Origin of the sequence: Chryseobacterium fluminis, from assembly GCF_026314945.1 — a bacterium.
In the GTDB taxonomy this organism is placed as follows: domain Bacteria; phylum Bacteroidota; class Bacteroidia; order Flavobacteriales; family Weeksellaceae; genus Chryseobacterium; species Chryseobacterium fluminis.
In genome coordinates, this window is the sequence record NZ_CP111121.1 from 4,507,957 (window position 1) to 4,519,908 (window position 11,952).

General features: G+C 39.1%; 12 protein-coding genes. 8 read left to right on the top strand and 4 right to left on the bottom strand.

The window, feature by feature from the left end; all coding sequences use genetic code 11:
* Positions 1–51 precede the first annotated feature (51 nt).
* Both ODZ84_RS20660 and ODZ84_RS20665 read right to left on the bottom strand, forming a co-directional pair.
* Positions 52–1,260, bottom strand: coding sequence for a hypothetical protein (locus ODZ84_RS20660; protein ID WP_266174301.1), 1,209 nt, complete (start codon positions 1,258–1,260; stop codon positions 52–54).
* Between the two features lie 235 nt (positions 1,261–1,495).
* Entirely contained in the window at positions 1,496–2,878 is a 1,383-nt protein-coding gene (locus tag ODZ84_RS20665; RefSeq protein WP_266174302.1) for an RtcB family protein, read from the bottom strand.
* Positions 2,879–2,978: 100 nt separating this feature from the next.
* Between ODZ84_RS20665 and ODZ84_RS20670 the strand changes: the two genes are divergently transcribed.
* The 3 genes from ODZ84_RS20670 (at position 2,979) to ODZ84_RS20680 (ending at position 4,868) form a co-directional block, all read left to right on the top strand.
* Positions 2,979–3,311, top strand: coding sequence for a HopJ type III effector protein (locus tag ODZ84_RS20670; RefSeq protein ID WP_266174303.1), 333 nt, complete (start codon positions 2,979–2,981; stop codon positions 3,309–3,311).
* A 171-nt stretch (positions 3,312–3,482) separates the two neighbouring features.
* Complete coding sequence (locus ODZ84_RS20675) at positions 3,483–4,502, top strand: helix-turn-helix transcriptional regulator (RefSeq protein ID WP_266174305.1); 1,020 nt, start codon at positions 3,483–3,485, stop codon at positions 4,500–4,502.
* 234 nt (positions 4,503–4,736) lie between these two features.
* Positions 4,737–4,868: a hypothetical protein gene (locus ODZ84_RS20680; protein ID WP_266174306.1), complete on the top strand. Its 132-nt coding sequence runs from the start codon at positions 4,737–4,739 to the stop codon at positions 4,866–4,868.
* Positions 4,869–4,996: 128 nt separating this feature from the next.
* Here ODZ84_RS20680 and ODZ84_RS20685 read toward each other — a convergent pair whose 3' ends face one another.
* A complete protein-coding gene (locus tag ODZ84_RS20685) occupies positions 4,997–6,181 on the bottom strand; it encodes a DUF1501 domain-containing protein (RefSeq protein WP_266174307.1) in 1,185 nt (394 codons plus the stop codon).
* A gap of 40 nt (positions 6,182–6,221) precedes the next feature.
* A complete protein-coding gene (locus ODZ84_RS20690; protein WP_266174308.1) occupies positions 6,222–7,601 on the bottom strand; it encodes a DUF1800 domain-containing protein in 1,380 nt (459 codons plus the stop codon).
* 286 nt (positions 7,602–7,887) lie between these two features.
* Between ODZ84_RS20690 and ODZ84_RS20695 the strand changes: the two genes are divergently transcribed.
* From ODZ84_RS20695 to ODZ84_RS20715, 5 genes are all read left to right on the top strand, one after another.
* Complete coding sequence (locus tag ODZ84_RS20695; protein ID WP_266174309.1) at positions 7,888–8,451, top strand: hypothetical protein; 564 nt, start codon at positions 7,888–7,890, stop codon at positions 8,449–8,451.
* A 114-nt stretch (positions 8,452–8,565) separates the two neighbouring features.
* Complete coding sequence (locus ODZ84_RS20700; RefSeq protein WP_266174310.1) at positions 8,566–9,615, top strand: glucokinase; 1,050 nt, start codon at positions 8,566–8,568, stop codon at positions 9,613–9,615.
* A gap of 145 nt (positions 9,616–9,760) precedes the next feature.
* The gene (locus ODZ84_RS20705; protein ID WP_266174311.1) at positions 9,761–10,327 is read left to right on the top strand and encodes a YceI family protein; all 567 of its coding nucleotides are present in this window, start codon (positions 9,761–9,763) and stop codon (positions 10,325–10,327) included.
* 78 nt (positions 10,328–10,405) lie between these two features.
* Positions 10,406–11,032, top strand: a complete 627-nt coding sequence (locus ODZ84_RS20710; protein WP_266174312.1) for a YceI family protein — start codon at positions 10,406–10,408, stop codon at positions 11,030–11,032.
* 218 nt (positions 11,033–11,250) lie between these two features.
* Complete coding sequence (locus ODZ84_RS20715; RefSeq protein WP_266174313.1) at positions 11,251–11,892, top strand: alpha/beta hydrolase; 642 nt, start codon at positions 11,251–11,253, stop codon at positions 11,890–11,892.
* Positions 11,893–11,952 lie beyond the last annotated feature (60 nt).

Genomic DNA, 11,952 nt, shown 5'->3' on the forward strand with positions numbered 1-11,952 from the left:
AAATAAAAAAACCGCTAGCAATTAGCGGTTTGTATAAAATATGTTGGAATATTAGAATCTTCTGAATGGTCTTACCCTTACCATATTGTAGCTCTTGGTATAGCCCCACATATAACCGGCATAGCCGTCCAGAATTCTGGCATCACTGGAGTTCTGTGCTTCTGTAGAACTCCAGAAATATTTATCAGACACATCATTCCACGGATTGGTAGCAATATTATAAACGTTTTTAGAACTTTTATAAAACGCCATCAATTCTTCTTCTGATGGCAGGAACCAGTCATTCAGGCCGTTAATGGTATAATTTTTACACAGTCTTGCCGCACAGTTGGCTTCTGTACACTGAGACATAATTCTCGTTGTATTGGCTGAACCTGATCCCATGACAGATTGCGTCTGGTTGACCATGCTGCCGGTGCATCCCCATCTGATTTTGTTGGAACCGTTATAGATCAGGTTAGCGGGTGCAGCTTCCATATATCTCCATCCGTCTGTAAACTCTCCCTTATCGTAAAATATCACTCCCCCGGAAGCACCCGTTGCTCCGGCTGTTTTAAACGTATATTCAGCAGAGTAGTATACTTTGGAACCTTCTTTGGTATACGCTTTTACATAATAGGTAGTATTAGGAAGCAGAGAGGTTACTTCCAATTCTAAATTAGGAGTATAATAGTTGGGAACAGTATTCAATACTTTCTGACCATTCGTAATATTTACCCCCGCACTGGTTCTGTAACAGAATCCCTTTTCATCCGGTGTGATAGAATCCAGATAATACACGGCAATCTCTGCATTCAGGGTAGCCGAAGTCGTGTAAATCGCTTTTGTTGTTTTTGGATTCAGCATCAGTTTTTCGGGAGTTGTAAAAGTTACATTATCCCCATAAGCAACTTCTCCGTTGCCCATCACGACATATGCTCTTACATAATACGTGGTAGAGGTTGAGAAATCATATGAGAATGTTTTTGTCAGGAAATAACTGCCGACGGTATTCGTACTTTCAGATACGGACTGTCCGTTATTGAGGGTAGGGTTGATATTCAGCCCCCAGCAGAATCCTCTGGAGTAATATCCGGATCCGGTAGATACCACATTTCCGTTAAACTTGATTTCGCCCTGAGTAAAGGTGGGCGCTGAAGTAACGACTTTTGCACTTACATTCGACTGACCGCCCGGATTGTAATCGCTGCCACTGTCGCTGCCCGAAGAGCATGAAGATATGGTAAATACGGCGAGTAAAAGAAATAATAATTTTTTCATAGAGATTAATAGTTTTATTTTTTTAATGAGTACGCTTATCTAAAATTAAGCGGCTGCAAATATAGGTAAAAAGATGATATGCTGTCTCAATCTTTTGAAAAACAGGAACCTCAAAAAAACAGGATTACTCATTATTTTTCATAAATCAGCCTTGCGTGGCGTGGTCCTGCAAGGCTGATTCTAATTTTTATCTGTACGATAAGGGTATAAAATGGCAGTTTTTGAAAATTGTCAATTACGCTTTTCTGAATTTTTTCTTTTTCTTCCACGGTGCGTTTTTCTGAACGTCTCCCGCCATAATACATCCGTAGGGCAGCACCTCATCCAGAACTTCACAAAGTCCGTATTCTTCTATCTGCGCCCGCACATTTTTGGCACTTTTATAGGCTGTGGGAAGCTCGGAAATATCAATCTCATTAGAGAAAAAACGGATATCCAGCCCTTTTGTCTCTTCTTCAAAAACTTCTGCAATCGTTTTATGAGCCAAAGATTTTTTATGCTGCGTCCTGCTGAAATTTCTTCCTGCCCCGTGAGGAGCAAAACCAAGATTCCGCGCATTCGTTTTTCCCTGAACGATCAGAACAGGCTCTGCCATATTCAGCGGGATCAGTCGGGGACCCGTGATATCAGGCATGAATTTATCATCCAGCGGTGTTGCACCTTTTGCGTGGTAAAATAAATCCCCGTCCCTGAAAACAAAATTATGCTCATTCCAGTACCGGTCCAGTTTCTCGGTTTCCATTTTGTTTACCACGGCATCGTGAATCGAAGTGTGGTTTTCCTTGGTCCATGCTCTTATTAACTGCAGGGCCTCCCAATACGATTTTCCTTCTTCGGTTTCATAGGGAATCCAGGCATTTTCTCTCAGTGTTTCAGGAGAAATTTCCAGTCGGAACCTGTTGGCTACCTTCATCCCTTTATCGTACAAAGCCGCTCCGGGAGCTCTTGATCCGTGATGAGTCACCAACATGGTATTTCCGGTATTTTTTGAAACGCCTACAAATAAAAAATGATTTCCGTCACCCTGCGTTCCCATATGAGAACGGGCGATGCTGATTAATTTTTCATCATTCAGGAAATCGTTTTTTCTGAAAGCTTCCATCAGTTCCCGGGACATCTCCATTTGCTCACCTCTCGGTCTTCCTCCGTATCCGAAATGCGTGATCGAATGGGCGGCATCAAGAACTTCTTTAGGATCTGCTTTTCCCATATCGGTCAGCATCACCGAACAGCAGATATCTGCACTGTGAAATCCGGGGTGAATCGCATTTCTGGCCACCACGACCCCACCCACCGGAATCTGGCCTTCAGGACCTGTAGGGCAGGCATCCGGCATGATGGCACCTTCCACCAATGTAGGGGTTTTCATCAGTACTTTCATGGTATTAATAACTTTTTCCACATTATCGTTTTCGCTTTCGTGTTCAGCACGGATGTTGATGATAAAGTCTTTAGCTGTTTCATGAAGCGGAACGAGTTCTGGCTGTCTGAACTGTTCTAAATATTCACTGATCTGGGTTTCGTCCCATGTATTTTCGTTAATATGGGCAATGGCTTCCCTGAACCATTTTGCCGGTCTGTATCCTAATTCTATTAAATGATCTCCTGTAAATTCCATATGTTCTTTCATTTTGTTGATGCAAAGTAACGGTACAAGTGTGCAGTGTTTTTGCGTAGATAGGATTATTTTAATTATTTTTGGTGAAAATTTTGAAAATATGGTATTAGAACAGCTGAAAAACGCACCGCAAACAATTCAATTCAAAGACGTGATCGCTCACATAGATGAAAATTACAGCTTTACCCCTACAAAATTCTCCAACGGAAATACCGTGAATGAAGCAGATCAGAATAACGGTTCCTGTAAAGTATTCAGTTTTGCAAAAAAGAAAGGGTTGTCTAAGGAAGATACTCTAAGTCTGTTCGGTGATTTTTACAGAGAAGAAGTATTAAAAAATCCTGAAGGAACAGACCACCAGAATATCAGAAACTTCATGGAATACGGATGGAACGGAATTTCTTTTGAAGGGGAGGCTTTAACGGAAAAGTAATGTTTCTGTGCACCGCGTCCGCGTGAGGGATGCGGAAGGTCCGACTGAAAGGAAGAGTCCCGTTGTAAGACGGGACCGGAACGAAGTGAAGCCTGCAGCAGCCCGGCCCGGAGTGACGAAAGGTCAGGTGCCGGAAAACGAAGGGACACGCCCAATACAAATAAAAAAATCATGTCATCTAATAAAAACGCCCTGATCCGCTACAAGACATTAGATAAATGTCTGAAGAACAAGTACCGGAAATATACTTTAGAAGATCTCATCGACGAATGTTCGGAAGCACTGTTCGAATTTGAGGGAAAAGAATCATTTGTGAGCAAACGTACCGTACAGCTCGATCTCCAGAATATGCGCAGTGAAAAATTTGGCTATGAAGCTCCGATTGAGGTCTACGAAAGAAAATATTACCGTTACAGTGATCCCGATTACAGCATTCATAATATTTCGGTGAACGAGAGTGATCTGAAAGCGATGAATAATGCAGTACAGATCTTAAAGCAGTTTAAAGATTTCTCGATGTTCAAAGAGATGAACGGGGTGATTCAAAAGCTGGAAGATTCAATCCATGCAACCCATCAGAAATCGATTATTCATCTGGATAAAAATGAGCAGCTGAAGGGGCTGGAACATATCGATATTTTATATGATGCGATTTTGCATAAAAGAGTTTTAACGATTGGCTACAGAAGTTTCAAAGCCCGAATCTCGGACTCTTATGTTGTTCATCCTCAATTGCTGAAAGAATTCAATAACCGTTGGTTTTTAATCTGTTCCAATAAACATAATATCTATAATCTGGCTTTGGACCGAATGGAAAGCATCAGGATTGAAGAAAAAATAGATTACGTTGACCTGAATCTCGATGGTGACGAATATTTTAAGGATATTGTCGGGGTGACGGTTTCACGTACCATGGCACCAAGAAACGTTGTATTCTTTGTGGATTCTTCCAATGCGCCGTATGTAAAAACCAAACCTCTTCACAAAAGTCAGGAAATTGTGAGTGAAACAGAAGAAGGCACCGTATTCAGGATTTGTGTTCAGCTGAATTATGAGTTGGAAAGGCTGCTTTTAGGTTTCGGAGAATGTCTGATTGTGCACAAGCCGAGAAAACTCAGATTAAGGCTGCAGGAAAAATTTAAGGCAGGTTTCAGGAATTATGAGCAGCTCGTTATAGAAGACGAGGGTTAAAGTTAACGGTTCAGGTAGCAGCAGGAGAAATTTATATTGAGTTTTCAATTTGATACCGTATCGGTTTTTATCCGGAACAGTTATTCAACACCGCGTATAAAACGTTTATACATCAGTAATTATTCTGATTGAGATATCTATTGTTATGATCATATGTGAAAAAAATGACAGAAATAAATCAGACGGCTTAATATTATGGCTTGAAAATTGTAATTATTAAGAAAAATAAACATTATGAAATCCAGAATATTAAAAGCAGTCGTAGCCCTTGTAGCCCCTTTAGTTATTGAGTTTGTAGTCAGAAAAATATCTGAACAGCTTGACAAAAAGGTGGATGGAGATAAGCAGCTGCCGGCGCCGATGTAAAAGTAGTTAGTTCGAAATTATAGAAAAAGAGAGTGTTTTTTTTTAAGCATTCTCTTTTTATTTTTCAATGATTGACTTCCTGCAAAATTTTGAAATAATGGTACGGCATAGCTGCTAAGACACGGTGATCACACAAAATCATACACCCCATTTTTCCATCCCAGCACTTTTGAAGAATCTGCTTTGAGCCAGTTTCTGAGAATCGTTGCATAGACTTTCCGGAAATCTTCAGAATAAATCAGGTCTCCTTCATTCAGATGGGTTAAATCAGGAAGTGCATTTAAGATTCCCTTCTTTTTCAGGCCGCCACTGATGAAAAACATTTGGTTGGCAGTTCCGTGATCCGTGCCGTTGCTGGCATTCTGGGCCACCCTGCGGCCAAATTCTGAAAAGGTCATAAGCAGAATATTTTCAAAAAGTCCATGGGCTTTCATATCTGCCACAAAGGATTTTACGGCCTCATTGATGTCTCCGAATAATTTCTGCTGCCTTTCATTTTGGTTGATGTGGGTGTCAAAACTTCCCACAGAAAGGTAATAAACACGCGTGTTAATGTCAGATTTTATTAATGAAGATACGGTTTTAAAGTCTTTTCCCAGCTGGGAGTTCGGATAGCTCTCGCCGGTCTTTTTGGCTTTGCTTTTCTCAAAAATGTAATCTGCATTATTAATGGTAGAACCTAAGGTCTGGTATAGATAGGATACGGTTTCGTCATCGTGATGATGGTCATACAAAGATTTGAAATATTTTTCCTGGCTGGTCTGATACAGCCTTTTGGGATCTTTAAAAGCAAATGCTTTATTATGGTTACCTTTTAAGGCTAAGCTCAGCATGTCATCTACTTCCAATGCCTGCGTAGGATGCTCACAACGGTAACATTCCTCATCTAAAAAACGTCCCAGCCAGCCCGTTTCCAGATATTCATCGCTTTTACTCGCCGAATGCCAGATATCCATACTCCGGAAGTGTGATTTATCCGGATTGGGATAACCTACATTATTCATGACGGAAAGTTCTCCGTTGTCATACAGTTCTCTGAAATAGGATAGTGCCGGGTTGATTCCCGCTTCATCAGTCAGGGGAAGAGAATCTGTAATGGCAATCTTATTTCTTTCTCTGAAATAAATGTCGTTCTTTACGGGAATAATTGTATTAAGCCCGTCATTTCCCCCTGTAAACTGCAGTACCACCAAAATTTTCCGGTCGGGCTCCAGAGCTTCATCGAAAGCCATGGCTTTTAAAAAATTGGGCATCATGAAAGAGGCTGTAGCCAGTGAACTTATTTTTAGGAATTCTCTTCTTTTGATTAACATAATTTAGTTTTTGAGGTTAAAACGGCATCTCACATTTACATTACATCAGCTGGTATTCCGGAGTCGACATTAAATTTATAACATTCATTTTAATGCTGTTGTCCGAGAAGTTTTTTACAGAGGTCATATCCAGTGAAGAACTGTTCTGAATCAGATAGTCTTCAACTTTTTTTCCGTGAAAAATATTTTCTATCCTGGACCAGTCAATGGTGATGTTGGGGTTTTTGAAGCTTTTGGTAAGCGTATCGGTCTTATTTTTCAATCCCATATCCAGGTCATCATCTTCTTTAGGCCGATAATCGAGCGGACGTAATCCTGACCAGATCTGGGGAATCTGTAGCCGCAGCATCAGCGTGGAACTGTCAATCCATGATTTCCCGCTGGGCCATCCCGCTACATTCGGAGGATATAAAAGCATCTGACCCAAAAGCTTCTGATAAACAATAAGGTTTTCAGGGTTCTGAATATTCATGGGAAGCGTTCTCATCATTCCCGCCATCAGTTCTACAGGCGATTTGATTCTGTTTCCGATATTTTTCTGATCGTAAAACCACGAACCGGAAAACAGGTCGGTCATCAGCTTCCGGATATCATAACCGGAATGGTAAAATTGTTCGCTCAGCTTATTGATAATGGCTGCATCGCCATTTTCGTTGACGAAGAATTTATAAATCTTAGTGGTAATAAAATGAGCTGTAGCCTTTTTATCAAGAATAATGTTCAAAGCATCGGTTCCGGTGAAATTACCGGTTTTGCCCAGAAAGTCTTTTGATCCTTCATCATGAAGTTTTTTTCGTTCAGTAAAATTTCCTTCCTTATCATAGCCCCATCCTGTAAACGCTCTTGCGCCTTCTCTGATATCTCTTTCGGTATAATTTCCCCTTCCCATCGTAAATAACTCCATCACTTCGCGGGCGAAATTTTCATTAGGATGATCCTTTTTATTTTGCTGGTTGTTCAGAAAATTCAACATAGCAGGAGCCTGGCTGACTTCAAATAAAAGATCTCTGAAATTTCCCAGTGCATTTTTCCGCATCACATTCAAAAGGTGTCTGTTGAATTTGGGGTTCTGTACTCTCGACGCGAAATGTCCGTGCCAGAAAAAGGCCATTTTTTCTCGTAACTGCTCTTTGCTGTTAACCATTTTATTAAGAAAATTAAGATTCAGCTCCTCATTTTGCTGTCGGTTGATCCTCTGCATTTCTTTTTTCTTTTCAGCTGGGGATTGATCGCTCATCAAATCTGCGATATCAAGATCAGGCGTCTCGTAATCCACCTCCGTGAAATTTTCTTCGGTAAACAGATCTTTTATTAAAACGGAAGGGTCTGTTTTATCAAGGTTTTTCATCTGATTAATGCCTGCGCCGAAGCCCGCGCGCCAGAGAAGATGCTTGTTATGAAGTAAAGAGGGACCTGCCATAAGAATATTTTAATTTTGATGGTATTGGTGAAAAAAGGTTAAAATGATAACGGTTAAGATTTATTAATATTACCTGAAAGAAGTTCCGGAAGTTTTTACTTGAACCCCATTACTATTTAACAGCAGTAAGGTGATTTTTTACTTAAACGTGCATTTAGTTTTTACTGAAATTTAATCAGCTGATTCACATTTATTTGAATGCTTTTTGAGTATTAACATGATGACAAAAGGCTTTGTTGGCACGATTTTTACATGTCTATGAATAGTAAAATTTAAAATTAGAGTTATGAAAATGTTAAAACAGACAATACTGCTTGCTGGTATGATGACGGCAGGTGTACTAAGTGCTCAGGACTCACAAATGAATAATATGATTAAGGTAGGGGCTAATGTTGGATTAGCAGTCCCTTCAGATAATACTTCTGCTGCAGTTGGAGTAGATGTAGCTTATCAGAACCTTATCACTCCGGGATTTGGATTGGGTGTTGCGACAGGATATACCCACTACTTCGGAAAAAGCAACAACGGATATGATAACAATGATGTAGGCGTAGTACCTGTAGCAGCATTAATCAGAATCTATCCGAAACAAACCGGTTTCTATTTCGGAACTGACTTAGGATACGGTTTCCTGGTAGGAGACGACAAAGTAGCTTCAAATTCTACTCTTGACAGACCGAACGGGGGTTTCTATATCAAGCCTGAAATCGGATATCACAACAGAGACTGGAATTTCTTTGTACAATATCAGAAGGTATTCGTAGGAGATAACGGAGATTTGCCAAACCAGGACTATAATGTAGGTAACCTCGGGGTAGGATTCTCCTACAATATTCCATTAGGAAAGTAGTTAGATTTAAATATAAGCAATTATTTGCCAAACCTTTTCAGAAAATCGGAAAGGTTTTTTTCTTCCCTGTAGAATTTACGAAAAGTATTATTATATTTGATAAAATTTGAGGTTATGATATTGAATCCAAAATTTCCGCTTTATTTGCCGGGAGTAAAAAACAGTAATAATGATAATATATCTATCATTGGGGCAAACCTTCGCGAGGATATTACAACCTTAGGTTATTTTATTTCCAGTAACGAAGGCCTTGACATAAAGATCCAGAACAATTATCCTACGAAAGAATATGCTTCTTTTTCAGAAATCCTGAAGAAGTTTATCCACGATAACGGTTTGGACAATGTAAAAAGATTGGGAATAGCAGTTCCCGGTCCTGTCATTAACGGAAAAAGTAACCCTGCAAGAATAGGCTGGAATTTTGACGTACAAGCATTCACTACTGAATTCGGATTCGAAAAGGTAGAAATGCTTAATGACCTTGAAGCTTCTGCTTACGGGATGGCACTTCTTGAAGATTCCGATCTTGACCCTATTTATACGAGCGGTCATCTGGAAAAAGGAAATGTAGCTATTCTGGCGCCGGGACACGGATTGGGAGAAGCAGGATACTTCTTTGACGGAAAATATCTGCGCCCGTTTGCTACGGAAGGAGGTCATTCGGAATTCTCTCCGAGAACGAATGTAGAGGTTGAATTTTACCAGTTCCTGAACAATATCTACGGAATTGTGAGTTGGGAAAATGTACTTTCTAAAACAGGTCTGTTTAATATTTACAGATTTTTGAGAGATGTCAAGAGACATCCTGAGCCGGAATGGCTGGCGGAAAAATTAGCCGACGGAAACTTTGTTGAGGTGATCTATAAAGCAGCAGTGGAAGATGACGTACTCATCTGCAAAATTGCACTCGATACCTTCCTTGAGTTCCTGGCAAGAGAAGCCAATAACTTAACGCTGAAACTGAAAGCTACGGGAGGACTTCTTATTTCAGGAGATATCCCGCAAATGATCAGCGATTATATTAATAAGGATAAGTTCTACGAAAAATATAAGATCAGTGATAAGATGGAGGAAATGTTGAGAAACATTCCGATCTACCTGATCAAAGAAAGTCAGACGGCCTTAAACGGTGTATCACTCTATACCGCTTATTATCAAGAATAAATAAAAACTCCGAAGTAATTCGGAGTTTTTTATTGGATGATATTATTCATGAAAATTATTATATTTATTGATATACATCAATGAAATCTATCGCATAAGTTGGCTACATTTGCACCGTTAAATAACAAGTAAATAACTTTATACAATGAAAAAAATATTTTTACTAGCAGTTTTAGCTAGCGGTTTAGCTTTCGGTCAGTCAAAAAAAGTAGTAGCCTCTGACGTTCACTGGTGGGGATACAAAGTAGCAAAGTCTGAGGCGAGTTCTCATGACGGAACGGTAAAAGTAAAGTCAGGAGATATGATCATGAAAGGAAACCAATTGGTTGGGGGTTCTTTTGTTTTAGATATGACAAGCATTAACGCTACCGACTTATCGGGAGAATACCAGGGGAAACTGAACGGTCACCTGAAAAACGGAGATTTCTTCGAAGTTGAAAAATTTCCTACGGCCAGCTTTAAAATTACTTCAGTAAAGAAAAATAATGATAAAGTTTATAACAGCCTTGTTACAGGAAACCTTACTGTAAAAGGAAAAACCAACACCATTTCTTTCCCGGCCAAGATTTCTTACAGCAAAGGGGTAGTAAGTTTAGTGTCCAATAAATTCTCTTTCGACAGACAGAAATTTGATGTAGCCTACAAATCTACAATGCAGGATGTTTTTGTGAAAGATGATATCGATATGCTTGTAAAAGTAACTGCGAAATAATTTAATCAAAAAAAGATTGTTAAAAGTGTAGAAGTTCTACACTTTTTTTTATTTTTGTTGAATTGTAAATAAAAAAGAATGAAAAGATTACTATTGTTTGCTATGATGTGTGTAAGCATATCATTTGTTTTTGCTCAGAAGAAAGGAGATAAGGTGGTAAAGGTAACTTCATCAGACATCAGATGGTGGGGATATAAAGTGGTAAAAACCGTAGCATCATCACATTCCGGAACAGTAAAACTGAAAAGCGGAAAATTTACTTTTGATAAAACGGTTCTGGTAGACGGTGAATTCGTGATCGATATGAAAACGATACTGGCTGGAGATGTTTCTGACGAAGATCAACTGAAATTAACGAATGATCTCAAAAGCACCAACTTCTTTGAAGTGAAAAAATTCCCTTTGGCGAAATTTCATTTAACGAAAATTATCCCTCTGGCAAACAGTGAGTACAACTCTACGATTTACGGTGATATCACGATTAAAGGAACAAGAAAAACAATTTCTTTCCCGGCAAACGTATACATCACCCAGTTTACCGTTGTTATAGAATCTGCTAAATTTTCTTTAAACAGAAGAGATTTCAAAGTATTTTACCAGTCTTCTCTAAAAGACTATTTTATTAAAAATGAAATGGATTTCCAATTCAAAGTTTCCACAGAGAAACTGGATAATGAAAACAGAACCCCGGTAAAGAAAAAATAATCTTACAGATTTTAGGAATATAGAAATGAGTAACACGACTGTTGCTCATTTTTTTATGTATTTTTTTAAGGAGTCAATTCAGAATACCATCTTCTGTATTATCTGACGGTCTGGAAGCAGACTGTTATGTCAGGCTTCAAATTAGACCAATTATAATGATAAATTAAGCATCGCTTTTTTAGCTTTGACGGAACTTGGCTTTTTCTTATTTTAGTCTTATGAAAATTTATGTTGTAAGCGGCCTGGGAGCAGACTTTAAGGTACTGGAAAGACTGGAATTCCCGGCGGCTCATGAGGTTGTGTTTATCGACTGGCTGATTCCCGAACAGAATGAAAGTTTTCCGGATTATGTTAAAAGAATGGCAGAAAAGGTAGATGCATCTGAGCCTTTTTACCTTTTAGGCTATTCATTCGGAGGGATCATGGTTCAGGAGATCAACAAATTAAAACCTGCCAAGAAAGTGGTTATTCTGGGAAGTATTAAATCAGATCGGGAAAAATCACGGCTTATCCGTGCCGGAAAAATCACGGGAATTCCTAAACTTCTGCCGGTAAGCTTTTTTAATGACAGAACCACGAGTGCTTATTCAGTACTGAGGAAATTTTTTGATCCGCGGAATCCCAGGGTTTTACAGTACTTCAGAGTGAGAGATCCTTATTATTTAAAATGGTCTATCGAAAAAATATCTGACTGGAAGTGTGAAGAAACACCCGGGGTGATTCAGATTCTGGGAGACCGGGATATTGTTTTTCCGATCAAAAATTCAAAACCCGATTATATTATCAAAGGGGGTACTCATCTTTTTCCTGCCATGAAATATAAAGAAGTATCTAAAATATTAAAAGAAATATTTGATTAAATAGTTTTTTTCAAATACAGCCCCTAATATTTTTAGGGTTAAAACTTAAAAATGTCTGTT

Excerpts from the sequence above, each read along its gene's own strand:
- ODZ84_RS20675 (WP_266174305.1), top strand. The coding sequence starts at position 3,483 with ATGTCATCTAATAAAAACGCCCTGATCCGCTACAAGACATTAGATAAA.
- ODZ84_RS20705 (WP_266174311.1), top strand. The coding sequence starts at position 9,761 with ATGAAAAAAATATTTTTACTAGCAGTTTTAGCTAGCGGTTTAGCTTTC.
- ODZ84_RS20715 (WP_266174313.1), top strand. The coding sequence starts at position 11,251 with ATGAAAATTTATGTTGTAAGCGGCCTGGGAGCAGACTTTAAGGTACTG.
- ODZ84_RS20680 (WP_266174306.1), top strand. The coding sequence starts at position 4,737 with ATGAAATCCAGAATATTAAAAGCAGTCGTAGCCCTTGTAGCCCCTTTA.
- ODZ84_RS20710 (WP_266174312.1), top strand. The coding sequence starts at position 10,406 with ATGAAAAGATTACTATTGTTTGCTATGATGTGTGTAAGCATATCATTT.
- ODZ84_RS20685 (WP_266174307.1), bottom strand. The coding sequence starts at position 6,181 with ATGTTAATCAAAAGAAGAGAATTCCTAAAAATAAGTTCACTGGCTACA.
- ODZ84_RS20700 (WP_266174310.1), top strand. The coding sequence starts at position 8,566 with ATGATATTGAATCCAAAATTTCCGCTTTATTTGCCGGGAGTAAAAAAC.
- ODZ84_RS20665 (WP_266174302.1), bottom strand. The coding sequence starts at position 2,878 with ATGGAATTTACAGGAGATCATTTAATAGAATTAGGATACAGACCGGCA.
- ODZ84_RS20660 (WP_266174301.1), bottom strand. The coding sequence starts at position 1,260 with ATGAAAAAATTATTATTTCTTTTACTCGCCGTATTTACCATATCTTCA.
- ODZ84_RS20690 (WP_266174308.1), bottom strand. The coding sequence starts at position 7,601 with ATGGCAGGTCCCTCTTTACTTCATAACAAGCATCTTCTCTGGCGCGCG.
- ODZ84_RS20670 (WP_266174303.1), top strand. The coding sequence starts at position 2,979 with ATGGTATTAGAACAGCTGAAAAACGCACCGCAAACAATTCAATTCAAA.
- ODZ84_RS20695 (WP_266174309.1), top strand. The coding sequence starts at position 7,888 with ATGAAAATGTTAAAACAGACAATACTGCTTGCTGGTATGATGACGGCA.